Source organism: Enterococcus gilvus ATCC BAA-350, from assembly GCF_000407545.1.
Classification (GTDB): Bacteria; Bacillota; Bacilli; order Lactobacillales; family Enterococcaceae; genus Enterococcus_A; species Enterococcus_A gilvus.
In genome coordinates this window covers 128,253-154,044 of record NZ_ASWH01000001.1, presented here as the reverse complement: position 1 = coordinate 154,044, position 25,792 = coordinate 128,253, and the positions used below count along the sequence as shown (strand labels likewise).

Genomic DNA, 25,792 nt, shown 5'->3' with positions numbered 1-25,792 from the left:
CTATTAGAGGTGTAATTGTTAGATTTCTAACTATAAAGCCGCAAGCAGGCCATTCCTGCTTGTGTATTAAAGGCTGCGGTCTATCTTTGTGAGCAGCGCAGTTAATTGTTGGATTTCTGCTTCACTCAAGGCATGAAGCAATTCTTTTTCTGCCGCATAAAAAGCTTCATTGGTCTCCGTCACCAAAGCCTTGCCTTTTGGTAAGGCGTAGATATTTTTCTGACGTTCATTATCTGCCGGGATTCGCCGTTCGATATAGCCTTTTTTCTCCAAGCCTTGCAGCATACTAGTGATACTTGCTCCGCGACGTTGAAAGACTTCTGCTAAATCTTTTTGGATCAATCCCTTGTCTTCATTTTGCGCAATATAGACGATCATTCGCCCCTGTTGTGGACTGACCCCCATATCCTTCACGCGATGATCCATAGATTCTCGAGATTTGTTCATGATGGAACGCAACAAATTAGAAACTACTAGTTTATCCAAACAAATACCCTCCTCGCTAAAAATTAGATATCTAACTGTTCGAACAGAATATACACGCACTTAAACCGAATGTCAATCAAAATATTTCGTTTCCTAATAATTAGGTATCTATCTATTAATAGATAAATAAATCTATTCCTGATCAGAACTTGGTTATTATTAAAAAAATGACATCGAGCTGCCTTCTAGACTTTATTAAACTTACTATTAAAAAATCACTTTCTCTAATTTTTTTATTTATTTACATAAAAATATAGTATTATTTAAGTATACACATTGGTTTTAGTAATTATTTTTAGGTATGAGGAGGGTATTACATGAAAAAGGGAATTGGGATCAAGGTTGGGGTCACATTGGCACTTTTGGCTAGCTTTCTATTTGCGACCCCCACACAACAGTACCAAGTAACTGCGGCTAAAGAAAAGACAGAAAAAACCACGGCTACCAAACGAAAAGCGAATAAAAAGGTTACTGTAAAAGTTAAAAAGTATGTTGATGGGAACACTACGCGTTTTAAATTGAAAAACGGCAAGAGCGTCACTGCCAAGTATTTGTTGACGCAAGCACCCAAGCTAAAAAAGGACAATCCTTACGCGCAGGAAGCGAAAGACAGAACAAAAGAAATTCTGAAAAACGCTAAAAAAATCCAGATCGAATATGACAAAGGTACCAAACGTGACAGCAAAAAAAGAGAATTAGTCTATGTTTGGGCTGATGGTAAGCTTCTTCAAGAAACACTTGCTGACGAAGGCTTGGTCATGGTTCGCGACACTAAAGGAAAAAACACAAAGTACCTTGATAGAATCAAAAAGGCAGAAAAAAAAGCAAAAGAACAACAGCGAAACATATGGAGTATTGAAAATTACGTTCAAGCGGGAAAAGGTTATGACCAAGCAGCCGCTGATGATTATAAAAAAGCACGTGCAGAAGCAGAAGCTGCAAAAGCAGCCCAAGCAGAACAGCTACGCAAAGAGCAAGAAGCGAAAGAAGCAGAAGCGAAACGAGCAGCCGAACAGGCGGAAGCCGCTCGAAAGGCCGAAGAAAAACGGCTTGCAGACGAGGCAGAGGCCGCCCGAAAAGCAGAAGAACAACGAGTCGCAGACGAGGCAGAGGCCGCCCGAAAAGCAGAAGAACAACGAGTCGCTCAAGAAGCAGAGGCAAAAAGACAGGCAGAAGCACAACAGGCTGCAGCGGCTCAAGCGCAGGCAGAGGCCCAAGCACAGCAACAGGCGCAGCAACAAGCACAAGCAGCCGAACCTGCACAGGGACAAACGGTTTACGTTACGCCGACCGGCAGCAAATACCACACCCACAAATGTGGAAACGGTACGTATTCACCGGCTACGTTAGAGGAGGCATTGGGGCGCGGATTGTCCCCTTGTTCAAAATGTTATTAAGAAAAAGGGTGCCTCTTGGCATCCTTTTTTCTCTATCTTCTTTTACTGATGTCGGAGGTGCTTTAAACGTAGAAAAAAGAGTTGCCGCATACACGAAAACTCTTTTTCTACGTTAATTAGTTTGTTTTACCTTCTAACAATCGATTTTGTCCTTCGATCGCCTGAATGTCTGTAATGTCTTGTGTGACTTCTAAGCAGCCTAGATAGTCATTCGATTCATTTTTTAAAGCAAAGTAACGGATATAGATTTTTTTCCCACGCATGTCGATCCAAAAATCAGCTTCTGTACGGACACCCGAACGAAAATCATCTAATATCTGCTGCACGATATGCATACTCTTTGGCGGATGGCAGTTGACGACTTCTCGTCCAATAACTGATTTTGTACGGGGGAAGACTCGGCTCTTTCCTTCTGAGAAAAAGCGCACCCGATCTTCTTTGTCTACAAAAGTCAGATCCACAGGCAAGACTTGGAACAAGGCGATCATTTCTTCCAGCTTCATTGTTCCTGTTGGCAAAACGATTGTTTCAGTCGATGTTTCATTTTCCCAATCATAATGCTCTTCGTCAGAAACATCTGCGGTTTCTGCCGCAAGACCAGCTACAATACCTTCCGTTGTTTCCTTGGCTTGCTGGATGGCGAGCTGCCGAGCCGGTTCTCGTTCCTGCTCTTGTTCTAGTGAGGCTTGGCTCGCTTTCCACGGCAAAGGTTCTGGAATAAAAGAAAAGCCGATATCAAAACTATCTTCTGCGATTTTTTCCCAATCCTTTAGGCTGAAAACATCCAAGGTCATAGGTGCCATGATTTCTTCCTCTTTAAAAATCATTTCTTCCAGCTCGCTTTTTGCTGCTTCCCATTTTTCAGCGATAGGGTTATAGGCTGTCTTGTCTGCTTTTGCCAATTGGATCAGTGCCTTGATCTGCTCACGAATCTCATCATCGACACCCCACATAACTTTTGGCGGCGCGGTGATGCCGTACTTTTCCATATAAGAAAAAATCAAGGTTTCCTTCCGAGCGTAGTGCTTATCAATCTGCAGCAGATCTTCCAGCGCATGAATCAGGCGCGGCTTTTGAGACCAATCCCCCGCTTTTATTTTAACCAGAAGACCATCGATTTCATCCGTCAGCAACGACTGCAGCACTTGATTTTCCAATTTCATCGTTTGGATCGGATGGCCTGGCTGTTCGTGTTCGAGGTTCGAACGGTGGATCTCGTTGATTGCCCCTTTAAATACAGAGGCATGGATGTTGCACAATTTCTGGATTTCCTGCGGATTCAACCCACTTTGTATCAGTGCCTTTTCTGCAGCCGTGATCTCTGTCACGTCGACCCCTTCAAATTCTTGATTAAACAATGTTTTGGCTTCTTCAAAAGAGCCCCCTTGATGCAGCAGCGACAAGATTTCGACAATCCTTTCCTGACGCTGCTTCCTTGTTCGTTCCATTAAAATTCTCCTTCCACTTCAAAGCCGTTTGCTTCAAATGTTTGAATGATTTGATCCATTGGAATATGTTTCATTTTTGCGCCTTTAGGAATCGTGACGTACCGTCCAGCCGTCTGCAGCATTCCCGGTTTTGCGATGGCATCAAAACCTAATTTATACATTAAATCCTTGATTTCAGGATAAAGGGTGACTAATTCATACAAAGATTTGGACAAATCGAGTTTCTTCATTGTCAAACGCTGCTCCTTTCTTATTTGATAGGTCTCATTATACGTGCATCCTCCGCTTTTTACACGGGTTCTTTTAACCGATTACCTGTCTGTACGATCCAATGCAGCATATAGCGGTGCCAGCTCCTCCATCGCGTGGATGGTTTCCTCAACAACATTAGAAAGAGCGTCTGTTTGAAAGAATAACTTTCCTAATTGAAAGCTTCGTCCCTTCATCGAATCTGTCCATTTATCCGACTGTGACTTTCCCTCCAAGAACGCTGTCAGCGGAAGATGATCGTCCAATTCATGTTCTGTTTGCGGCCAGATAAAATAGTTTTTACTCTCCACCTGTAAATACCATTCAGCCAATGTCGGCAGCAGGTCATTGTACGCTGCCAAGCTTCCTGAACGTTCCTCACTTTTATAATGCTGAAACATTAGATACACTTGAAATTGCTTTTTATTCAGCAGAACTGCTAAACAGGCATTTTGATTGTGATGTGCAGGATCACGATACGCACACCAAAAATGATTGCGCAAATTCCAACCATTCGTCCAGCTTTCAATTTTCGGCTTTTCCATGTGAAATTCTTTCGGCAAGCCATCCGCGACAGCCATCTGTATAGCTTTCCACTTTTGCCAATGTTTTTTATACTCTTGTTTGATTTCCTCAAGCTCTTTCTCTGAATGCTGCGCCTTCAGTTGTTTGAAAGTAAAATACTCCCGATCAAATAATTGAAAATCCGCGCGCACGATCTCCATAGTCCTCACCTCTCCATTCAGTCGTCCCTATTGTAAACAGCTCATAGGATTTATTCAAACGAAATCCTATGCAAAAAGGCACTTCCTCGTATTGAAAAAGTGCCTTGAATTCGTTCTGATTTAGTGATTTCTTCGATAGCTGCTGGTTCATTTATTCTTATGCTCCAATAGAAGTTCCCGTTATTCATTTGGCATGACTTGCGACAATTGCTCGGCGAATTGCCAGGTCTCGCCATTATCCGAAGAACGGTACAAGCAAGCGAACATTTTCCCTTGATCGATCCCTTTCATTTTCAACAAATAGAATTTCGCTTCTAACTGATTCGTGCTGACTTGAGTCACCTCATTTGGTGATTGAAAAAGATCCAATCCCCCTGTTTGGTATTCTTCTGGGATCGTCACCACCGCCTCTTTGAAGGAACTGCCGCTGTTGTTGGTGTAATACAACTTCTCCCTCGTCGAAACAAATCCTAACGTTGGGTTCACGAAGCTGACATTTTGGACAGGTTGACCGATCGTGGTACTGTTCATTTGTGACCAACTTTGCCCATGATCGTTGGTTTGAAAAAGGATTAAGCCTTCCGAAGAAACTTCCGGTGAGGCGCTGGAGTAGGCTAATATGCCGCTTCCATCAGCAAAGAATTGTGCTTTGCGGTAACGCATGCGCTGTGCGTTCTCAGATACGAGAGCTTTTTGCCACGTTTTTCCGTTGTCTTTTGAAGCTAGAAAAAACAAGTCCTTCTCGTTTTCAGAGTAAATAAACCAAGAGAAATCCTTTGAGACAGTGTAGGTTTTATCCATCCAATAGCCCATTGGAATCTCACCAGTCGTCAATAAGTAACTGCCTGCACGCAGCCACTCCGGCTTCAACGGGACAAATGTCCAAGCCGCTCCGCTATCTGTCGTCATGTACAGTTCATGAGTCTCATTATTCAACTCCAATTGATTGGCTTGATTTACCTGGTTGTTCGGTGCCTTTCCTTGCTGCGTCAGTAAGCCAGCGCTTGACCGCGGCGCCTCGCTAGACGCTGTTGAATACGTACTAGGTCCCTCGCTCTCGCCATAAAGCATGCGATGCCGCGTCAGGCCCTCATAACCAAATACTCCCGCCGCCCCTAGAAAGACCAAACTAATCAGCAAGAGCGGCCATTTTGAATTCATCCTGTGCGCTTGAGGAAACGCGACTGGGAGCAGCGGCGGTTCGCTTGTTAATACAAATAATTGCATCGAGGAAAACCCAAAAAATTCTTGGCGATCCCCTAAACAAACCGAAGCACCGTCAAAGGTCGTGGTCAATTCGAGACAGTCGTCCTTCAATAAACGAATCATCGGCTTTTTGGGCTCTTCCGCTAAATAATACGCTTCACGGTCTTGATAAATAATCGGATATTTGGCTGCCCGTCTTACCAGCCGTTCCAAAAATTGCTGGAAAGATCGGCGTACCCATACCCCTTGAATCTCATTTACGATGAAAAATACCGCGACCGCAGCAACACTGAGAATACCTAATACTAGTGAAAAGTGGTAAAATCCCCGCAGCCAATAGCGAGTATCCATCGCGTGCGCGAACCCATCCATCCGTTGATAGACAATACTCCCGATCCCAAAAAACAGACCACTCGATACTACTAAAAACAGAAACGCCGTGATCCTATTTTTTTCTCGCTGCCTCTTTGCACGTTTATAGATCGGCTCCCCAGAAGAGAGCAGCTCGATAATCAATAATTCCTGATCCATACGTCCTCCCGTTCAACTTTTATTCTCCTCTATTATCCGCCTAACAAGATTGGATATCTAGCAAATAAACGAGGTTTAAAAAAAGCCCTAGAGATCACTCTCTAGAACTTCTTCAACCGTCCCACTTGTTCCGGCAGACCTTTGCGAATATAGGTGAAGCCTGAGTAAAGAACGACTGCGATCACGATCCAAGTCAGTACAGTCATATCTAATCCTGTCACGAAACGAGTCGCAACGATCACACCAAAGATACCGCCGATCGTAATCGCTAAGCTGACTTTTCGTGAGTAATCTCCCGATTTAATAAAGTTTGTTCCTGCAACTGGCATCAAGCCCGCACACGAAGCCATCATGATAGGAAACGCCACTAAAGGACTTAGCCCAAGCATATAGACAAGCGCCATACAAGGCGCGTACAAACCAACACCGATCGTCATCAGCGCCCCTAAGATAAAATTCCCAACGATCCCGATGATCAATTTAATCCCCGTCAACCCTGTCAGGTGATTGCCCGTGCCTAATAAATCCAATAAGCCCAACTGCTTCATCGCCATCAAGGCAGCCGTGACGATCAAGGCGATACCCATATAAAACTGCACTTTCCTCTCCGGCAGCTTGCTGACTGTTTTTGAACCAATGTAAGATCCGGCGATCGCTGCGATCACCAAAGAGAACAACGTCAACGGTGCCACCTTCACCACAGTGATAAAGATGAAGGCCTCGATAATTACCGGAACGGTATGAGAGACGTTCAGGGTGCCTGGTAATTGACGGTCATTGTCTAATTGTTTCGTCATTTCTACCAACATCGTCGTCGGTGCAAAGCTTCCGATTCCCAACGTATCCATCGCGTCTGTAACAAACCCGATCACACCAGACACCAGAAAGTTTCCGCCGCCCAATTTTCACGTTCTGCGATAAGATCGCGAATAAAATAAAACAAATAGTAAACCAATAAGACTGCCAGCAGTCCCAACAAAATTTGTACCATCATTTTCTCCTCTGAATAAAATAATCAATGAAAGCTCTTTTTCCTTCTAAGATAATACAACAATTCACAAGGATTTTGACTGAAATCCACTAATAGTTTGATGATAGCTGTCCAAGAAACCTTGAAGGATTCTATGAGCGAGTACTCGACGAATCTTTCCAAAAAAAAGAACCTTCAATCGCTTGAAGGTCACTCACTCAACACAAAATAATTGTTTTCAAGATCCGCGAAATTAAACAGCCGCCGATCCCCTTGTTCCATGATCGGATTCACATTCGGGCTTACAGTTTTTAGCCGTTCATGATAGACCGCTAAATCGGACACCCTCATTACTAACGAAGGGAAATTGTCCACCACTTCAGGTGAGACTTCCTCAATGAACTTTCGGTCGAACAAAACAAGCTGGACGCCCTCTAATAGTTGGACTGTTGCCTGCAAGCTTTCCTTCGTCACTGGCTGCTGCGAGACGAGCGTCCCATCGAATCCTTGCTGCCAAAAGGCGACGGCGCTTGCGACATCATTGACATACAGCATGATCTCGATTCCTTTAAGCATGTTTCTCCGCCACCTCCTTCAAACGAAAACGCACCATGTCCGTGATGAGAGCCGTTGGCAATTCTTGATCATACGGGAATTGCACCGCGCCTTTGGAGGTTTTATAGTCCGTTAGCTCCTCGCTGAAGGCCTCTATCGCACTAGGCGCCGGGTAAAACCCTAAATGCTTTTTCATCCCGCCAAAGTGAACGAGATTTTCCTTTAAATAAAAGGTCGGCATCCCATAAGAGATTTTTTCAGTCGTTTCTACTGGCACTATTTCTTTGATAAGCTGATAGATTTCATTGAGCTTCGGCTGCTGCTCTTGGTTCGCCTCTTGGATGTATTTTTCGATTGAGGACATTTGATCACTCCTTTTTATCTTTTACCCAGTCTAGCTGAAAGAATTGAAAAGGGATACAAAGTTGCTCTATTCGTCCTTCAATAGGTCTCCTAATGAAAAGCCGTCGAAGGTCTCGCCATCATAATATTTCAACAATTGATCTGCCGTTAATAATGAAGACGTCATTTCTTCCTCTTTATCCTCCACTTGATTCAATGCGGCATACTCTTGATATTGTGCTGCTAATTGCTGGTACATCGCTTTTTTCGAGGGGCCTTTCCCTGTGATGAAGGGCAATTCCTTGAGATGTCCGCGATAAAGCGGCAGGTCCTCTACCCATTCGATTGGTTGTTCTACTACGGTCAATTGCACTTCGGCAAAAAGGTCTTCGTACATTCGTTTTCTTCCTCTCGCTTTTTCCGATACTGACGTGGTGTGAGTCCTTCGATTTGCTTGAAGCGTTTATAAAAGAAGGCTTTATCTTTATACCCCAATCGCTCCACGATCGTCTGCACCGTCAGGTCTGTCTGTTCTAAATATTTTTTACAGCGTTCGATTCTTCTCAATAAGACGATCTCCGTAAAGGAATGACCTGTCTTCTCCTTCAATAAGCTCGACAAATAATTCGGATGGAAATGAAATTTTTCCGCCACCTCTTCCAATGTCACCTGCTCCAATCGCGCATCGATATACGCCAGCAGCTCTTCAGTCAACTGACCATTCGACACGACACTGTCCTTTGCGATCAACCCCTCGGGAGGGGCTTGGCTGATCTCAACAATCAGCAGCACAAAGGCGGCCTTCGTCACTTTGTTATTGAAATAGGCCATTTTGACGACCTGCTTCAATAAAAGTAAGGCATAAAAATGAACGTCGGTCTCTCCTGCAAAATCATAAACCAGAAAGCGTGAAATGCCAACAAATTCCTCACTTAAAGCTTCGATAAAAAAACGGTACAATAGAGGTTCCTCGAAAATTTGCCCTAGCAAGGATTCGGTGAAGTAGCTCGCTTTAAAATAAAACGTCAGCACTTGCGTCTCTAAGCTCCCTGTATAAGAGAGCTGCGCAGCGCCATTCACCAGCAGCAGCCCACCTGCTGTCAGGCATCTCTCCGTATTATCTAACTGAATCGTCGCCGTCCCCTTCATCACATAGAGGATGCGAAGGAAGCCGTCTGGCACTTCGATTCGATCTGTCGAATCCTTCGTCACAAAAGCCGCGATATCTCGCTGCGGATTCTCGGCAAACCGCTGAACCTCCCCTAGCATCTGTCCGTCATCTCCCAAGTAGCAATCCAGCGTCTTCAAAAATTGATAAAAACGCGTATCCTGCGTCGGTGTTGCATCCATCCTATCACCACCTTATAATTGAACACTTTCTTCTTTTCCTACACTATTTAAAACAACCATGAAACAGCATATACTTTCTTTATTGATTGTACCACTATTGAAGTGTTCGTACATTTGATTCAAACACTCTTGAGGAGGAATTTATGATGAAAATTGGTTTTATTGGAGCCGGCAATATGGCCTCCGCGATCGTGGAAGGCATCGTTCAAAACGGCTTTAGCCAACCAGAAGATATTTATTTATACGACATTTCCAAAGAAAAGGTCCAAGCATTTGCGGAAAAAGTCGGGGCCCATGCGTTAAACGATCCGCAGGAAGTCATTCAAACGGTCGATACACTGATCTTGGCTGTGAAGCCGAATGTCATTAAAGGCGTGCTATTGGAAGCCAAAGAAGCAATTCTGCAAAAGGACCCGCTAATTGTCTCGATCGCAGCAGGAACCAGTACAGAAGCGATCTATGACGTGTTTGAAACCGACCAACCGATTCGAATCGTACGGGTAATGCCCAATATGAACGCGATGGTCGGTGAAGGCGCAGCAGCTGTTTGCGGAAACCCAAGTGCCACAAAAGAAGATGTCGCAACGATCATTGATCTATTCAATGCCGTCGGTAAAGCATGGCCCTTAGAGGAGAAATATTTCTCCATCTTCACCGCGATCGCTGGAAGTTCGCCAGCGTACACCTTCCTATTCATCGATTCGATTGCTCGCGCAGCGGTGAAGAATGGGTTGCCGAAAGACATCGCCTTGGAAATGGCGACGCAAGCCATTTTAGGCAGTGCGCAGACCTTGGCTCACAGCGATGAAAATCCATGGACGTTGATTGATCGCGTAAGCTCCCCTGGTGGAACGACTGTCGCAGGGATCGTGGAATTAGAAGACAATGCCTTCATTTCAACAGTGATCAAAGGCATCGATGCCACGATCCGTAAAGACGAGGAGTTAGGGAAGAAATAGCAAAAAAAAAGTTATGCCGAATCAACGGCATAACTTTTTCCTTTTTACATATGAATCGGCAGTCCCAAACCAATCTCACTGGCATCCATCACCATCTCAGACAATGTCGGGTGTCCGTGGATCGTCAGAGAGATGTCTTCCAATGTTAAATAGGCTTCGATGGCCAGCGTGAGCTCCGCCACTAGATCACTGGCATTGACCCCGACGATCTGCGCTCCTAAAATCAATTCGGTCTCTGCTTCAAAAACCAATCGGACAAAGCCTTCTGTTGCATTCAATGACAACGCTCGACCATTGGCCTGCATCGGAAAATTCGCTGTCTTAGCCTTGATTCCGGCGGCTTTTGCTTCTGCTTGCGTATAGCCGACCGTCGCCACTTCTGGATCAGTGAAGCAGATGGCCGGAATCGCCCGATAATCCTTCGCGACATTTTTCCCGCTGATGACTTCTGCGGCGACTTTTGCTTCGTAGCTGGCCTTATGCGCCAGTGCCAACCCTTCGACAATGTCTCCGATGGCAAAAATCGTTTTCTGGGACGTTCGGTATTGTTCATCCACTTTGATCAGGTTTCTATCCGTCAGCGTAACTCCGACTTTTTCCAAGCCCAAGTTTTCCGTATTCGGTCGACGCCCAACCGTGACCATCACATAATCCGCTTCGATCGTTTGCGTCTTGCCTTTGATTTCAACTTCTACCGCCACACCGTTTTTCGTTTCGACGGCTTTTTTCGCCTTCGCATTCGTAAAAATTTTTACGCCATTTTGTTTAAAGCGTTTCGCAACGATTTCGCAAATATCCTTTTCAAAATTCGGTACGATAGTCGGACTGCCTTCGATGATCGTGACTTCTGAGCCGAGATTGCGATACGCGCCGCCTAGCTCTGAGCCGACGATCCCACCGCCAATAATGATCAGCTTCTTCGGGATTTCCTTCAAATTCAAGCCGCCAGTGGAATCCAATACACGCCCTTCAAACTTGAAGCCTGGAATCTCGATCGGGCGGCTGCCGGTTGCAACGATCGCCTGTTTGAATTCCAGTTTCTCTTCGCCGTTTTTGGTGGTGATCGTCATACTTTGCGGACCGGTAAATTGCCCCCGACCCATGATCACGTCTACACCATTCTTCTTTAAGAGCATCCCTACGCCAGAGGTCAACGTCTTCACGACTTGCTGGTCTTTCCATTGCTGCGTCTTGGTAAAGTCCAGTTGCGCATCCTTCACACTTAAGCCTAGAAAATCAGAATGCTGCGCTTCTTGATAACGATGCCCCGCGGTAATCAGTGCCTTGGACGGAATGCAGCCCACATTCAAGCAAACGCCGCCAATATGCTCTGCTTCTATTACCGTCACTTTTTGTCCCAATTGTGCCGCACGAATGGCCGCCACATACCCGCCAGGTCCAGCGCCGATCACGACTGTTTCTGTTTTTTTCGTCATATTCGCAATCCCCCTACAGTAACAAACTCATTGGATTTTCCAACAGCTCAACGATCATACTCAAGAATGCCGCGGCTGGAGCCCCGTCAGCGACCCGATGATCGAAGGATAGGCAAAGATTCAAGGCTGTGATCGTTGCGGCCTGAGGTCCTTCCGGCGTGTTCTCCACTACCAATTTTTCGTAGCTTCCGCCAACGCCTAAGATTGCCACTTCTGGTAAATTGATGATGGGATTAAAGGTTTGCACTTTGCTGCGGCCCAATGAACTGATGGTAAAGGTCCCGCCGCTCATTTCTGCCGGCAGCAGTTGCCCATTGCGCGCCTTTTTCGTAGCCGCTTTTACGGCTGCAGTCAACGCACTTAATCCCTTTTGATCCGCTTTTTCTACGACCGGCACAACTAAACCTGCCTCCACAGCAACTGCGACACCAAGATTGACGTGGTCAAAACGCTGAATCCCGTCTTCGTAAGCATTCGCATTAAACTCTGGATAGGCTTTTAGCGCGACCATCGCTGCTTTTGCGATGATTTCTAAGAAGGACAAGCGTTCGTCGGTCCGTTCTTCCACCATCGGCACTAATTGTTTTCGTAATTCGATGACGTTTGTCAGATCGACTTCGGCATTCATAGTGACATGTGGAATCGTCTGCTTGCTTTCAGACATCTTGTCTGCGATTGCTTTACGCATGCCGCTCCACGGAATTCGTTCACCTTCCGCGGCTTTCGGCATTGCCGCCGCAGCTGCAGGTGCTTGGTATTCCTTCACATCTAACGCTTGAATCCGGCCTTTTGGACCCGAGCCTTGGATCGTCTGTAGATCAATGCCCTTTTCACGGGCGATTCGGCGGGCGGCGGGTGTTGCACGAACATTTGTTGTCGCCACTGTCGTTTCTTCGACTGGTGCACCTGTTTCCGCTGCTTCCTCAGCTTTGGCTTCTTCCGCGGCTTCTGGTTCAGCTTCCGCGCCTGGCATCTCCGCCGGAACATCTTCCCCGGCTTCACCGATGTAGGCGATCACGGAGTTCACTGGCGCACTATCCCCATCGCCGATATATTTTTTGAGTAAGATTCCTTCATCATAAGCTTCCACTTCGATCGCGATTTTGTCGGTCATCACTTCGAAAATTGCCTCGCCGACTTCCACGGAATCGCCTTCATTTTTCAGCCATGTCGTGATCGTTCCAACATCCATCGTGGAACTCAACTTTGGCATCAATACTTCATTCGCCATTTTTTCCGCCCCCCTATGCCATCAATCCGCGACAAGCGTCGACAATGTCTTCAACCTGAGGAACTGCTTTTTTCTCAAGCTCTGGATGGTACGGCATCGGAATTTCTTGACCGGCTAAACGAATGATCGGCGCATCTAAGAAATCAAAGCATTCTTCCTCTGCGATCACACTAGCTAATTCGGCACTGAATCCGCTGCGCTTGACTGCTTCCGTCACAACGACCGCTCTCCCTGTCTTAACAACCGAATCAATAATCGTTTGCTTGTCCAACGGGACCAACGTGCGTGGATCGACCACTTCGATTTGGATGCCTTCTTCTGCCAAAAAATCGGCTGCTTCCAGTGCTTTATGCACCATGATCCCTGTGGCTACGACAGAAATATCCGTTCCTTCTCGTTTGATATCTGCCACACCGATCGGGATCGTGTATTTTCCTTCAGGCACGTCCGAAGTCGTCCGATAGCAGAGCTTGTGCTCATAAAACATGACTGGGTTGTTGTCTTCGATGGCTGCGTGCAGCAGACCCTTCGCATCATAAGCCGTTGCTGGTTGAATGACTTTTAAACCAGGAACATGAGCTGTCCAGTTTTCCAAACTTTGCGAGTGCTGCGCTGCCGCGCCTGTCCCTGAGCCGCCAGGAGTCCGCATCACCAATGGAATCTTGGCTTTTCCGCCATACATGTAGCGAATCTTCGCTGCTTGGTTGACGATTTGATCCAGAGCGATCGTAATGAAATCCGAAAACTGAATCTCAAAAATCGGCCGCATCCCCGTCATCGCCGAACCCACGGCAGCGCCCGCGATCACCGATTCAGAGATCGGCGTGGAACGAACCCGCTCTTCCCCGAATTCCTCTACCATCCCGCGACTCACACCAAACGCGCCGCCATAAACGCCGATGTCTTCGCCTAACATGAAAATATCTTCATCTTCTCGCATCGCTTCAGACATCGCTTCTCTGACTGCTTCCGCGTAAGTGATTTCTCTCATTATTTTGCTCCTCCTATTTCGTACTAAAGTATTTATTTTTCTAAAGGAAAAATAAGTTTGATCGTCATCGCGCATCCCATTTTACTAGCTTGCTAAAGCAAGAAGTAAAGCTGGCAAACCGGTATCCTAATCTGAATAAACGTCTTCAAACATCGTCTCGATCGCCGGCATCGGGCTTTCTTCTGCAAAGGTCACCGCGTCTTCGATCGCTTGTTTGGCTGCTAAACGAATCTCTTCTGCTTCATCTTCCGTGAAGATCCCTGCGGCCACAAACTTCTCACGAGCCAATTTGATTGGGTCATGATTCTTGCGCCAGTCTTCTTCCTCTTCCTTCGTACGGTATTTCTTCGCATCGGATTTTGAGTGGCCTTTCCAACGATAGGTCATGGCCTCGATCAAGGTTGGCCCTTCCCCGCGACGGGCTTTTTCGACCGCATCATAGGTGGTGTTGATGACCTCGATCACGTCATTTCCTTCGATCGTGACCCCTTCGATCCCGTAGGCTTTCGCCCGCTCTGACAACCGCTCCACATTCATCATGGTTTTGAAGGGACCGCTCATTCCGTATTGATTGTTTTCAATAAAGAAGACCACAGGCAATGCCCAGATCGACGCCAAGTTCAAGGATTCATGGAAGCTCCCCTCATTGGTCGAACCGTCGCCTGCGTAGGCCAGCGCCACCTTGTCATCCCCTTTGATCTTTGAAGTCAACGCAGCCCCCGTTGCGATCGGGAATCCGCCGCCGACGATGCCGTTTGCGCCAAGATTTCCTGTATCTAGATCGGCGATATGCATGGAGCCGCCTTTCCCATTGTTGGTTCCAGTCGTCCGACCGAAGAGCTCCGCCATCATTTCATTGATATTCGTCCCTTTGGCGATGGTTTGCCCATGCCCGCGGTGCGTGGCGGTGATCCAGTCCGTTTTTCTCAAAACAGCGCCACTGCCCGCCGCGGTGGATTCTTGTCCGACTGCCAAGTGAGTCGTTCCGTGGATCAAGCCTTTCGCAAATAATTGATCGACCTTCTCATCAAAGAATCGGATTTCCCACATTCTGCGGTAAAGCGTTATGAACGCTTCATCCGTCAATCCTGCTCGATTCGGAATCGAGATGTTTTCCGTTGCTGTCATCATTTATGCGCCTCCATTTTATTTATCTTCTTCTACTAACGTTTTCGCTGTCTCTTCATCGGTGATCAGCACATTGACCAAATTCCCTCTCAGTGCCGCCCGTATCCCGCTGACTTTTTCCTTGCCGCCAGATATGCCGATCCGCTTTGGTATCTTCTTCAATTCTGTCAAACTGATCGCTAATACGCGGTCGTTCCACGTACACTCTGCAAGTTCGCCCTCCTCATCAATAAAGTTGTAGCAAATATCTCCCGACACATTGCCAGCAGATAATTCCTTTCTCAGGGGTACTTCTTCATTTGGCAAATATGCTTTGGTCATCGTGGAATAGGCAGGCAGGCCGCCGATCCCGACTAACGCGATATCCGCTTTTTTCCCTTTATCAAACACGTTCTTGATAAACGATTGTGCCATAAATACTTGTTTGGCTTCCGCTGAATCCACTGTGATCGGCGCATGCAGCTCCAACACCGAGCCGCCGCTCTTTCTGGCAAAAATCTCGCAGACCACGTTGGCTTGTAAAGCGGTGTGCTCTTGCCCTAATCCGCCAACCAGCGGAATAAAACGAACATTCTCCATTTGATTCTTCGGCAAAAAATTTTGCGCCGCTTCATGGACCACCATTCCGGCTGAGACCCCGACCGTTTCATTTCCTGTCAGGATGCGAGACAGGTATTTACCCGCTGCGATGCCTATACGTTTGTTCAGCATTTCTGCCGCTGCCGGTGCGATGCAGATCACTTCTTCCAACTCAAACTTCTCTGCCAGTTTTTCTTCCAATAGACGATACGGATGAACCAGATCGTCATGAATAATAATTTCTACCAATCCTAAAGAACGCGCCTTCGCCAAATATTTAGAAACCAGTGAGCGGCTGATGTTGAATTTTTTCGCCACTTCCGATTGCTTGGCCCCTTCTTCGTAATACATTGAAGCAATCTCCGTCAGTAATCGGGCATCGTCGGAATAACTCATCTTTATTCCCTCCTATAACGATTCTCTTCTATTTGCGACCAGATATTATCATATGTTCCTATATTTAACATATGTCACACTGTCATCATAAGAGTCGACGCCGAAAGTGTCAACGCTTTCACCAAATGATTTCGTTCACAAGCGCATCTTTATCCGATGTTCCAACGGCGCGGTTTTCGGAACAAATGTCACGGCATTTCACAATGATAGAAGACCAATGATTTTCCTTTGCTGCAGGTCGCCCGACAGAAAAAATAAATCACTGGCCTTCATTCATTCGTATTTTGCTAGGAAATTTTCTCAAGCAGCTGCTGGCAGCAAGTATCCATATTGAATTTCGTAATGAACGGGGTGCCGTCAATGATTGGCCGCTCGGTCGTAAATTGAGGCTGACCGATCGCCACGATCGCTGAAATGTCTTCTCCCACTTCTGTCACATCATAGATGCTTTCTCCGACAACTGAAACATCGGAGATTCCTTGTTCCTTCATATAGGTGTCAATGTAGGTTACTGCAAAGTTTCGTTTGTTTTCTGACGTCCCCGTGACCACTAAAATAGTTTTCATATGCTCTCCTTAATAGGTTCTTCCCCCATCTGCTAGAATGATCTGTCCATGGATATACGAACTCTCTGGACGTGCCAAGAACAAGGCCAAGTTCGCGATATCCTCTGGCTGACCGATCCGTTGAATCGGGATCTTCTTTACTAACGCTTCTCGACTAGCATCATCTGGATAGAGGGTATCCAATATATCCGTCTGGATCACCCGCGGCGCGATCGCATTCACGTTCACTCCTCTTGGTCCAAATTCCTTCGAAGCAGCCCGCATCAAACCATGCTGTCCCGCTTTGGAAGAAGCATAATGCATGCCGCCGCCGGTCCCTGTGATCGCTGAACCAGAAGTAATAAAGATGATTTTCCCTTCCTGTTCCAGGATCGGTCCAGAGAATGCCTTCAAGGTGTAAAACGAGCCGTCCAAATTAATACGCAAGACACGCTGCCATTCTTCAATCGAAATATCCTCCATCGTATGCAAATAGCTGATGCCGGCATTGATGACTAAAATATCGATCCGCTTGAAATGCGCCATCGCTTGCTGACTCGCCTTTTTGACCGCTTCAGGATCTGAAACATCGGTTTTGATGAATAGCGATTCAGAAAAACGTGCGGAAAATTCGGCCGCCGTCTGTTCACCGCTGTCTTGATCAAAATCTACGATCACTGTCTTCGCGCCTGCTGCGGCGAATCTTTCGGCGATCGCTTTGCCGATGCCCTTAGCGGCACCAGTGACTACTGCTACTTTCCCTTTCATGCGCCTGCTCCTTTAGCTCAAAATATCCACGATCTTTTGTACGTCTGCTTCGATCCCGATCCCCGTCAAGAAAGACAGCGCGCGAATCACTGGGATATCCTCACTCTCGTAGGCCGTCGTTGTCACGACAAGATCCGCACCATGGATTTTCGACGGCAGCTCGGATACTTTACACTGCTCCACTGTTGCCGGGATATTGTTCTTTTCTAACTCTTCTTTGACGCGCATACACACCACGGTCGATGTAGCGACACCTGTGCCGCAAGCAATTAAAATATGTTTTTTATTCATTCAACTCGGCTCCTTTGATCGTATTGTCTGGGTCATCTTTTCCTGTAGGCAACCCATACTGCTTTTTAATATCGTTGCGTGTCCAGAACCATAAGGCACCGTACATCACTAAGGCGATCGCCCCTGCCATAAAGGCCGGCAGATTGGACGGATCGATCAGCTTCAGCATGATCCATAATGTGATATGACTGCTCATGTCGATCCCAGAGATCATCGTTGCCCCTTCAGGAAAAGCAAAGCCTACCGCGTGAGCCATCGTCGTCGTCAAAGCCCCTAAATTGGTCGCGATGAACAAGACGATACAAACAGAAGCGATCGAATTCAACAGCCCTCTGAAAATATTTCCCTTTGACGCTGCCACCGACCAAATCACCGTAAACGGCAGCACGGCCAAATCAGCGAAAGGCAAGAGACGATTAAACGGTAAGACAGCCGCGAGTAAAATCGTGATCGGTACCATCAGCAGCGCCACTGTAATGATCGCCGGATGTGCCGTCACTACCGCTGCATCTAGCCCAATGTATACTTCTTTTCCTGGGAAACGTTTTTGAATAAAGGTTTTCGCTCCTTCCGCAATCGGAGAAAGCCCTTCCATTAGTAATGCCACCATTCGCGGCATCAAGATCATGACTGCCGACGTTTGGACACCCAATTGGATGATCGCTTGCGAATCATAGCCCGCCAGCAAGCCCATCCCAACTCCTAATACCAGGCCGATCATCATCGGCTCGCCGAAGATACCCAGGCGGTCCTTCAAGTTTTTCGCGTTGATATCGATTTTATTGATGCCCGGCACCTTGTCCCACACACGATTCAGCGCATAGGTCAAAGGCGCAAAATTCACCGTCTCCCCGTGGGGCAATGATATGCCCGGAAGACCAAAGAAATGCTCCACCGCTGGCGCCGTCCAATCGGCCAATTTAAAGATCACAAACGTATTGATCAGTGAGCAGACGATCGCGATCCAAATCGAGTTTGTCGCATAATAGATCATCGCACCTGGGAAAATCAAATGCCAATAATTCCACAAATCCACGTCCATCGTTTTTGTCAGGTTAAATCGCAATAGAATAATATTAAAAATAAAAATTACTGGGATCAAAACCACTGCGATCGGTGTTGCAAACGTGATGGCTGCTCCGATCGGCCACCCGACATCCAAAATATCTAATTGCAGTCCCAAGCGTTCGATCATGGCTTGAGAGGACTTGCCGATAGAATCTGAAAGCAAGCCGATGACTAGATTCAAGCCCGTAAACCCGATTCCTACCGTCAACCCCGCACGAAACGATTTACTCAGTTTTTGACCGAGCACCAACCCAAAAACAGTCAAAATAATTGGCAGCATCGCGGCTGCACCAAGATCCAGGATATAGTTAACTCCCGCTTTTAACATATCTACCATTGTTATTCTCCTTTACTGAATAGTTTTCAATAATTGTTCCACCTCAACAACCTTCTCTTTTGACTTGAGCAACTGTAAATTTTTTTCATCCTGACATAGCAGCATCAGCTTTTGCAACATCGCCAATTGATCTTCTGGCTCTTTGATCGCCAGCATAAAAACAAGCTCCACTTCTAAAAAAACATCCTTGCTGGCCATCATCTCAAAGCGCACGGGCTTCTCCAGTACCCCTACCAGAAACCCCTCCTTTTTTACATGGTCCGAATCTGTATGAGGGATCGCAACACTGAGTCCTTGCGTGGGAAGGCCCGTCGGAAAGACTCGTTCACGCTCGATGACCGCTGGTTGATAGCTCTCATAAACAAAGCCGGCATCAATCAAAACCGCACTCATTTCAGCAAGCAGCGCTTCTTTTTCCTCTTCATCGAAGGAATAATATAAAAATTTCTCATTCTCTTTTCTCAGTAATTTATTCATAAGGAAATCCCATCACTTTATCTTCTAATTTTTTTAACTGACTCATGACCGCTTCTTCCGATCGACACTGGTCCATCAATGTTAAAAAATCCTCTGTTGCTAAAATCTCTGTGAAATAGTACAAACACGTCCCGATCGACACACCTTCCGGCAGTGAAAAAGCAATCACGTACTTTACCGGATCATTCTTTTGGTGATTGAAGGCGACGGGCTCTTTTAAACGGACAAAGCTTGCGCCGATTTTCTTCGCTCCATGAGAAAATTCGGCATGGGGGATCGCTACCCCGGGAGAGATCACGATATAGGAATCGTAATCAACCACCATTTGGATCATGGCTTGGATATAATCAGGGGTGATCAGATTATCTCGCAGCAGAAATTTCCCTGCGGCTTCCACGGCAAATTGCCAGTTGCTGCTGTGTTGCTCTAACAGGACACGGTCCGGCGTCAATATGGAGGTCAACCGACAGATCTCTTCGCTTTCCTCCGTTAGACGTTCGTTCAATTGATTAAATGTTTCGATGTCACTTAGAAAATTTTGGTATTCACCATCATCAATGTATTTTTGGATAATCGGCAAAAATTCTTCGATCATCGCCTCTTCTTTCGTGATCAAGTAGCCTTTATCAATAAAATGACGCGGCTTGATCTTATACAACACCTTTTGGATACGCACAATATCCTGTTCTGTCAAAATCGGGTTCACCAGAACCACCGGAGAATGCGCGACAGTCAATGGGACTGTACTGACGATCAGATCTTGGTCTTCTGGTTGACTCTTTTGAAGTGCGTGTGAGGAATCCACCGACACAATGTCGATTTGCGGAAAGGCCGAGAGCAGCTTTACTTTGATCAATTGCGCGGTCCCGCTGCCAGAATTACAGACGATCCGTAAACGAATGGGGCCTTTGGAATGGGTGTTGTGGCTGTTTTCTACGATCGCCATGACATACATGACGATAAAGGACAATTCATTCGGCTGCACATCGATCGCTAAAAACTGTTCGATTTTTTCCAAGTTTCGTTTTACGACCTCAAACATTTCTGGGTACGACTGATAAATCTCATCAAAGAGGACATTCACGACGCTGTCATTCAACGACAGGCGATAAATCAATAATTTCAAATGATTTTCCAGCAGATCAAACAAATCGCTGTTCAAATAGTATTTGATCTCCATTTCCCTCGCCAAATTAAAAATAAACTCATTGATAAGAATTTGAATCTCGATCGAATCGATCTTCCGTCCATTATTTTTTATATAGCTTTTTCTCCGTAAAATAGAGATCAAATGGCCGAGCTCTCCCTCTCCAGCCGAAATGGCGTAACACGTTTCGATCTTTCTTGCGATCGTCTTGGCAAAATTGGATTTCGAGCTTTCCATCATGTCATTCAAGCGTTCGGAAGCCTCGATCGGATGATTGAATTTGATTCGTTCGATCATGATGATCAAGTAGCAGATCATCTCTTGGTAGGAAAAATCAGACAATTGCAGCTGTTCTTCTTTTTCGGCCTCCATCAACAGCAGGCTTACCGTTTGGTACCGATTGTCTGGATCAATGATGTCCAGCAATAAATTTTGGAAGATGTTGTTCTCCCACCCCAACGCGTAATCGTACCCATAATCAAACAGACCGTTGAAGATGATCAGTTTTGTCATCGCGTTTCGGATCTTCAGCTCATTTCCTGCCACCTTGTACCCTTTACCGATATGAGAAAGCAAGACGAGGTCATTCTTCGCAAACCATTTTTTTAGCGCTTCGATATCGCTGACCAAGGTATTTCGACTAACTAAGAGGTATTCGGAGAGATAATACGTCGTTACATAATCATGACTGGTGATCAGAAGCAGTGCCAATATGGTTCGGCGTTCGTCGAGGGTTAAGTGATACTGTTGAAAAGAAGCATAGGTTTTGAAGAGTTCTTTTACATTGACCTCCTTTGGTATTTTCAAATAGCCGTCTTCTAAGTAGATCCCCTTGCCTACATGGCTATTCTCTAATTGATAATTGATCTCTTTCAGATCGTTCCGAATCGTTTGTTCAGAAACCTTAAACACCTTGGCATAATTGACCAAGGAGTCTTCCTTTTTATGCAAAGCATCCAATAAAATTTTATTGATCCTTCTGTTCATCCCTCTCACCTCTACACATTTAATTGTATCTGCCTCCTATTATTTCACAAGACCAATCCTTTTTGTTCGATTCTCAAAAGAATTGTGATAGCTCAAAAAAGGCGGGCTGTGCTACTCTTGGGATACTAGTTGTCTGGAATATTTTTTATAACAATTATAAGAAGAAAGAAAAGGAGGATCTACCATTGAAAGCCTTGAGAAAGCTAGCCAGCGGTTTTGGAAACATGGCTCTTTGTTCGGTTAAAAAGCCAACAGCAGAGGAGAATGAAGTTATTATCGATGTTCTTTATAGTGGGATTTGCGGATCAGATATTCATGCATTGAAGGGAGAATATAACAAAAAAATACCTTTGACACTCGGCCACGAGTTCATTGGTATAGTTTGCGAAACAGGAGATAAAGTAACAGATCTACAAATTGGAGACCGCGTTGTAAGTGAGACAACCTATGAAGTTTGTGAAATTTGTCCTTACTGTCTTAGGGAAGAATACAATCTATGCAGCGAGCGTAAAGGCTTGGGCACACAAGTAGATGGCAGCTTCGCCAACTTTGTTTCCGCAAAAGCGGCGCGCTGCCACAAACTTCCCCCGGAAGTATCTGATGAAGCTGCTGCCTTGATGGAACCCCTTGCTTGCTGTATCCATGCAGCGATGGAAAAAACAAGTATTCGATCCGATGAGAAAATTGCCGTTTTCGGACCCGGACCGATCGGTGTGTTGCTGGCCTTAGTCGTACAGTCACTAGGTGCAGAGGTCACGCTCATCGGGATTTCAAAGGACCAAAAAAGATTGGCTAAAGCCAACGATCTAGGCCTCCCCCAAGTCATCGACAGCCAAGTGACCAAGCTGTCGACACTTGTCAGCGATCAAACGGACGGACATGGTTTTGATCAGGTCTTTGAATGCTCCGGCAGTCCAAAAGCCTTGCAGCAGGCGCTAGAAATCGTAAAGAAAAAAGGAACGGTCGTTCAAGAAGGCTTGTTTGCACAAAACCCGGTACCGTTGGATATGAGTCTTCTTCTGAACAAAGAAATCCAGCTCATCGGTTCCCGCACACAAAAACCAAGCTCTTGGAAAAAGACCCTCGAATGGTTAACGACAGCAAACGTTGATCCTTCCTTGATCGTTACGAACATCCTGCCCCTTTCTGAATGGGAAAAAGGCTTTGAATTGGCAATGAATGGCGACGAATTGAAAATCTTGTTGAAGCCCGAATAAAAACGCTGGTTTATCGAGGAACCTCGATAAACCAGCGTTTTTTTATTTATGCTATTTCTTCCATTCGTCGACTTCTTTTTGGTGTTCTTTGATCCAGTCTTGTGCTGCTTGAGAAGGGTCTTTGCCTTCATTGATCGCTAACATGACACTTTCCATGTCCTTTTGTGTCCAATTGAAGTTGTCCAATACCTTGTACGCTTCTGGCTGATCTTTCTCCAGCCCTTTGCGTGCCATTGTATGGATCGCTTCTTCAGTTCCCATAGCGCCTTTTGGATCTTCTAAATATTTCAACCCATATTTTGCGAACATCCAATGTGGCGACCAGCCTGTGATCACGATTGGTTGTTTTTTCTTGATCGCTTGACCAAGAGCAACGGTCATCGCACCAGATGAAGACGTAGAAACGTTCCAATCCGCTAGATTTGGATAAGCCTTCACGGTATTTTCAGCCGCATTCACAACACCTGCGCCAGGCTCGATCCCAGTGATGGTCTTGTTGGCTTGATCTGTCAGGTCCGCGATGGAATTCACATCCATGTAGTCAGGAACAACGATCCCGACTTTCGCCCCTTTCAGATTCACGCCAAGATCATCGACTTGATCTTTGTATTGTGCAAATTGAGATTTGTGCGTGTTTGGCAGCCAAGCGGATACCATCGCGTCCGATTCCCCTTTTGCGACAGATTCCCACATGATCGCATTGTCTAACGGTGTCATGTTGACGTTGTAGCCCATTTCCTTCAATACTTCTCCGACGACGTGTGTGGAAGCAACTTCCGTGTCCCATTCCACGTAAGTCAAATTGATCGTTCCTTTGTTTTCTTTTGAGGCTCCGCCTAATCCAAAGGAAGCCAGTAAGACGATCGCTGCAACGACACCTGCTGCAATACCGATCTTTTTCTTCTTCGGCATTTTTTGAGCAGATTGTTGTTTTGGTTTGTTGATGTTTTGTGTGAAACGGTCAATGATGATCGCTAAGATAACCAAAGCCAAACCGTTTACGAAACCATTCCCGACTTGTGCACGCTGCAAGGCGGACAAGACGCCGCGACCTAGACCAGGTGCACCGATCATAGAGGCGATCACGACCATAGATAAAGCCAACATCGTTGTTTGGTTGATACCGGCTAAAATCGTGCTTTTCGCTAATGGCAATTCTAACTTGAATAATTTTTGTTTCGCTGTTCCACCGAATGAATCAGAGGCTTCCACCAATTCTTTCGGAATTTGACGAATCCCTAAGTTGGTAAAACGAACCGTTGGCGGCAACGCGAAGATCACTGAGGCGAATACCCCTGGGACCATCCCGATACCAAAGAACGCGACCGCAGGAATCAAATAAACGAAACCTGGCATCGTCTGCATAAAGTCCAAGATCGGCGTGATGATTTTCTTTGCTGTCTCATTTTTCGCCATCAAGATCCCCAATGGTACCCCGATGATGATCGATAACACACTCGATAAAAGAACCAATGTGACCGTGCTCATCAAGTCTGTCCATAACCCTTGATTATAAATGAAGAGCAATCCGATCAACGTGAAGCTCGTCAATCCCCATTTCTTATTTGAAATGAAAAAGGCGGCAACTGTTAATGCTAAAATAAACAATAATGGCGGGATCATCGTTAATAGACTGGTCATCCCATCCATTAAAAATTGACCAATGTGCTGTAAGGCTGAGAACAATCCGGAGAATGTTCCTGTCAACCAATCTGTAAAGCTCTCTACCCAATTTGCGACGGGCAAGGCTTGTTGTAAAATATTAAACATCCATCTTCACCTCTTCTGTCTCTGTATCTGCCAATGCTTCTAACACACTTCCCCGAATAACAACGCCGACTAAGCGATCGCCTTCTACTACGGCCAAGGGTGCTGGCGAATCAAAAATCAGATTAAAAATATCAGTGACCAACATATCTTTTGGTATCCGACGGACATTTTTATCGATGACATCTTTAATTTCTAAATTATTCTTCCGTGCTTCACGGGCTTTGTCTGCTGTCAGACTGCCCTTCAGCTTACGCTTGCGGTCTACCGCTAAAAGCATGCTGACTTCTTCTTTCCGCATCCGATTCAAGGCAACGTTTGGACCGTCGACTTCGATATTGGTCGTCAATGCCGGTACCATGATGTTTTGTGCCGTCAGAACCTTCGAACGATCGACATCCTCTACGAAATCACGAACATATTGGTTCGCTGGATGTGTCAGAATTTCTTCCCCTGTTCCGATCTGCATGATTTGTCCGTCCTTCATCAAAGCGATGCGATCGCCGATGCGTAACGCCTCGTTCAAATCATGGGTGATGAAAATAATTGTTTTTTGCACGTTGGCCTGCAAATCCAACAATTCATCCTGCATCTCGCGGCGGATCAATGGGTCCAACGCTGAGAACGCTTCGTCCATCAACAGGATCTCTGGATCGTTGGCTAACGCCCGCGCCAATCCAACCCGCTGCTGCATCCCACCGGATAGTTGATTTGGGTATTGATCTTTAAAGGTCAATAACCCTGAGTTGTCTAATGCTTGTTCTGCCTTGGCTTGGCGCTCTTCTTTCGGCACGCCTCGCACTTCAAGACCATATTCTGTATTTTCTAAAATCGTACGATGAGGAAACAGTCCGAAATTTTGGAAAACCATATTGATTTTATGGCGGCGTACTTCTCGCAACGCTTCTTTATCCATTTTGGCAATGTCTTCACCATCGATATAGATCTCTCCAGAGGTTGGATCGATCAACCGATTTAATAAACGAATCATTGTGGATTTTCCGCTGCCGGAAAGTCCCATGATAACAAAAATTTCTCCTTCATTGACTTCAAAACTTGCATCATATACACCAACAGTCGCACCTGTTTTTTCTACAATTTCGTTTTTACTGCGATTCTCTTGAATCATCGCGAGGGCTTGTTGCTGTTTTTTCCCAAATATTTTAGTCAGATGTTCTACCTTAACTTTACTCAAATTTATATCCTCCT

Annotated in this window: 25 protein-coding genes and 1 pseudogene; 3 read left to right on the top strand and 23 right to left on the bottom strand. The window is 45.9% G+C overall.

Going from position 1 to position 25,792, the window contains the following annotated elements:
* Nucleotides 1-66: 66 nt before the first annotated feature.
* The gene (locus I592_RS00760) at nucleotides 67-486 is read right to left on the bottom strand and encodes a MarR family winged helix-turn-helix transcriptional regulator (RefSeq protein ID WP_010782137.1); all 420 of its coding nucleotides are present in this window, start codon (nucleotides 484-486) and stop codon (nucleotides 67-69) included.
* A gap of 317 nt (nucleotides 487-803) precedes the next feature.
* Between I592_RS00760 and I592_RS00755 the strand changes: the two genes are divergently transcribed.
* Nucleotides 804-1,883, top strand: a complete 1,080-nt coding sequence (locus tag I592_RS00755; RefSeq protein ID WP_010782138.1) for a thermonuclease family protein — start codon at nucleotides 804-806, stop codon at nucleotides 1,881-1,883.
* A gap of 116 nt (nucleotides 1,884-1,999) precedes the next feature.
* Here the strand turns inward: I592_RS00755 and I592_RS00750 are convergent, their stop codons facing one another.
* The 9 genes and pseudogenes from I592_RS00750 to I592_RS00710 all read right to left on the bottom strand — a co-directional run bounded on the left by I592_RS00750 (nucleotide 2,000) and on the right by I592_RS00710 (nucleotide 9,259).
* Entirely contained in the window at nucleotides 2,000-3,331 is a 1,332-nt protein-coding gene (locus I592_RS00750; RefSeq protein ID WP_010782139.1) for a DUF438 domain-containing protein, read from the bottom strand.
* A complete protein-coding gene (locus tag I592_RS00745; protein WP_010782140.1) occupies nucleotides 3,331-3,561 on the bottom strand; it encodes a DUF1858 domain-containing protein in 231 nt (76 codons plus the stop codon). The genes I592_RS00750 and I592_RS00745 overlap by 1 nt, the downstream gene beginning before the upstream one ends.
* An 81-nt stretch (nucleotides 3,562-3,642) precedes the next feature.
* Nucleotides 3,643-4,305 (bottom strand): HI_0552 family protein, encoded by a 663-nt coding sequence (locus I592_RS00740; protein ID WP_010782141.1) that lies wholly within the window; start codon nucleotides 4,303-4,305, stop codon nucleotides 3,643-3,645.
* A 180-nt stretch (nucleotides 4,306-4,485) separates the two neighbouring features.
* Nucleotides 4,486-6,042 carry a WD40/YVTN/BNR-like repeat-containing protein gene (locus I592_RS00735; protein WP_010782143.1) on the bottom strand — a complete coding sequence of 519 codons (1,557 nt, stop codon included), beginning with the start codon at nucleotides 6,040-6,042 and terminating at the stop codon, nucleotides 4,486-4,488.
* A 101-nt stretch (nucleotides 6,043-6,143) separates the two neighbouring features.
* Nucleotides 6,144-7,033: pseudogene (locus I592_RS00730) on the bottom strand (sulfite exporter TauE/SafE family protein).
* A 189-nt stretch (nucleotides 7,034-7,222) separates the two neighbouring features.
* Nucleotides 7,223-7,588: a VOC family protein gene (locus I592_RS00725; RefSeq protein WP_010782146.1), complete on the bottom strand. Its 366-nt coding sequence runs from the start codon at nucleotides 7,586-7,588 to the stop codon at nucleotides 7,223-7,225.
* Nucleotides 7,581-7,931, bottom strand: coding sequence for an iron chaperone (locus I592_RS00720; protein ID WP_010782147.1), 351 nt, complete (start codon nucleotides 7,929-7,931; stop codon nucleotides 7,581-7,583). The genes I592_RS00725 and I592_RS00720 overlap by 8 nt, the downstream gene beginning before the upstream one ends.
* A 66-nt stretch (nucleotides 7,932-7,997) precedes the next feature.
* Nucleotides 7,998-8,306 (bottom strand): hypothetical protein, encoded by a 309-nt coding sequence (locus I592_RS00715; RefSeq protein ID WP_010782148.1) that lies wholly within the window; start codon nucleotides 8,304-8,306, stop codon nucleotides 7,998-8,000.
* Nucleotides 8,273-9,259, bottom strand: coding sequence for a helix-turn-helix domain-containing protein (locus I592_RS00710; RefSeq protein ID WP_010782149.1), 987 nt, complete (start codon nucleotides 9,257-9,259; stop codon nucleotides 8,273-8,275). The genes I592_RS00715 and I592_RS00710 overlap by 34 nt, the downstream gene beginning before the upstream one ends.
* Before the next feature lie 146 nt (nucleotides 9,260-9,405).
* Between I592_RS00710 and proC the strand changes: the two genes are divergently transcribed.
* Complete coding sequence (gene proC, locus I592_RS00705; protein ID WP_081633635.1) at nucleotides 9,406-10,218, top strand: pyrroline-5-carboxylate reductase; 813 nt, start codon at nucleotides 9,406-9,408, stop codon at nucleotides 10,216-10,218.
* A gap of 44 nt (nucleotides 10,219-10,262) precedes the next feature.
* Here proC and lpdA read toward each other — a convergent pair whose 3' ends face one another.
* The 11 genes from lpdA to I592_RS00650 form a co-directional block, all read right to left on the bottom strand.
* Nucleotides 10,263-11,654 (bottom strand): dihydrolipoyl dehydrogenase, encoded by a 1,392-nt coding sequence (gene lpdA / locus I592_RS00700; RefSeq protein WP_010782151.1) that lies wholly within the window; start codon nucleotides 11,652-11,654, stop codon nucleotides 10,263-10,265.
* Between the two features lie 13 nt (nucleotides 11,655-11,667).
* Nucleotides 11,668-12,885, bottom strand: a complete 1,218-nt coding sequence (locus I592_RS00695) for a dihydrolipoamide acetyltransferase family protein (RefSeq protein ID WP_010782152.1) — start codon at nucleotides 12,883-12,885, stop codon at nucleotides 11,668-11,670.
* A gap of 13 nt (nucleotides 12,886-12,898) precedes the next feature.
* Entirely contained in the window at nucleotides 12,899-13,876 is a 978-nt protein-coding gene (locus I592_RS00690; RefSeq protein ID WP_010782153.1) for an alpha-ketoacid dehydrogenase subunit beta, read from the bottom strand.
* Between the two features lie 126 nt (nucleotides 13,877-14,002).
* Nucleotides 14,003-15,007, bottom strand: coding sequence for a thiamine pyrophosphate-dependent dehydrogenase E1 component subunit alpha (locus I592_RS00685; RefSeq protein WP_010782154.1), 1,005 nt, complete (start codon nucleotides 15,005-15,007; stop codon nucleotides 14,003-14,005).
* 15 nt (nucleotides 15,008-15,022) lie between these two features.
* The gene (locus I592_RS00680) at nucleotides 15,023-15,979 is read right to left on the bottom strand and encodes a sugar-binding transcriptional regulator (RefSeq protein WP_010782155.1); all 957 of its coding nucleotides are present in this window, start codon (nucleotides 15,977-15,979) and stop codon (nucleotides 15,023-15,025) included.
* Between the two features lie 287 nt (nucleotides 15,980-16,266).
* Nucleotides 16,267-16,545: a PTS sugar transporter subunit IIB gene (locus I592_RS00675; protein WP_010782156.1), complete on the bottom strand. Its 279-nt coding sequence runs from the start codon at nucleotides 16,543-16,545 to the stop codon at nucleotides 16,267-16,269.
* 9 nt (nucleotides 16,546-16,554) lie between these two features.
* Complete coding sequence (locus I592_RS00670; protein ID WP_010782157.1) at nucleotides 16,555-17,292, bottom strand: SDR family NAD(P)-dependent oxidoreductase; 738 nt, start codon at nucleotides 17,290-17,292, stop codon at nucleotides 16,555-16,557.
* Nucleotides 17,293-17,304: 12 nt separating this feature from the next.
* On the bottom strand, nucleotides 17,305-17,583 hold the full coding sequence (locus I592_RS00665) for a PTS sugar transporter subunit IIB (protein WP_010782158.1): 279 nt from the start codon (nucleotides 17,581-17,583) through the stop codon (nucleotides 17,305-17,307).
* On the bottom strand, nucleotides 17,576-18,988 hold the full coding sequence (locus I592_RS00660) for a PTS galactitol transporter subunit IIC (RefSeq protein ID WP_010782159.1): 1,413 nt from the start codon (nucleotides 18,986-18,988) through the stop codon (nucleotides 17,576-17,578). The genes I592_RS00665 and I592_RS00660 overlap by 8 nt, the downstream gene beginning before the upstream one ends.
* A gap of 12 nt (nucleotides 18,989-19,000) precedes the next feature.
* Complete coding sequence (locus I592_RS00655; protein WP_010782160.1) at nucleotides 19,001-19,465, bottom strand: PTS sugar transporter subunit IIA; 465 nt, start codon at nucleotides 19,463-19,465, stop codon at nucleotides 19,001-19,003.
* The gene (locus I592_RS00650) at nucleotides 19,458-21,599 is read right to left on the bottom strand and encodes a BglG family transcription antiterminator (RefSeq protein WP_010782161.1); all 2,142 of its coding nucleotides are present in this window, start codon (nucleotides 21,597-21,599) and stop codon (nucleotides 19,458-19,460) included. Before I592_RS00650 ends, I592_RS00655 begins: the two co-directional genes overlap by 8 nt.
* 185 nt (nucleotides 21,600-21,784) lie before the next feature.
* On the opposite strand from I592_RS00650, the gene I592_RS00645 reads away from it, so the two are divergent.
* Complete coding sequence (locus tag I592_RS00645; protein ID WP_010782162.1) at nucleotides 21,785-22,816, top strand: zinc-binding dehydrogenase; 1,032 nt, start codon at nucleotides 21,785-21,787, stop codon at nucleotides 22,814-22,816.
* 51 nt (nucleotides 22,817-22,867) lie between these two features.
* Here the strand turns inward: I592_RS00645 and I592_RS00640 are convergent, their stop codons facing one another.
* Together I592_RS00640 and I592_RS00635 are read right to left on the bottom strand one after the other, a co-directional pair.
* On the bottom strand, nucleotides 22,868-24,586 hold the full coding sequence (locus I592_RS00640; protein ID WP_010782163.1) for an ABC transporter permease/substrate binding protein: 1,719 nt from the start codon (nucleotides 24,584-24,586) through the stop codon (nucleotides 22,868-22,870).
* Nucleotides 24,579-25,778: a quaternary amine ABC transporter ATP-binding protein gene (locus tag I592_RS00635; protein ID WP_010782164.1), complete on the bottom strand. Its 1,200-nt coding sequence runs from the start codon at nucleotides 25,776-25,778 to the stop codon at nucleotides 24,579-24,581. The genes I592_RS00640 and I592_RS00635 overlap by 8 nt, the downstream gene beginning before the upstream one ends.
* Nucleotides 25,779-25,792 lie beyond the last annotated feature (14 nt).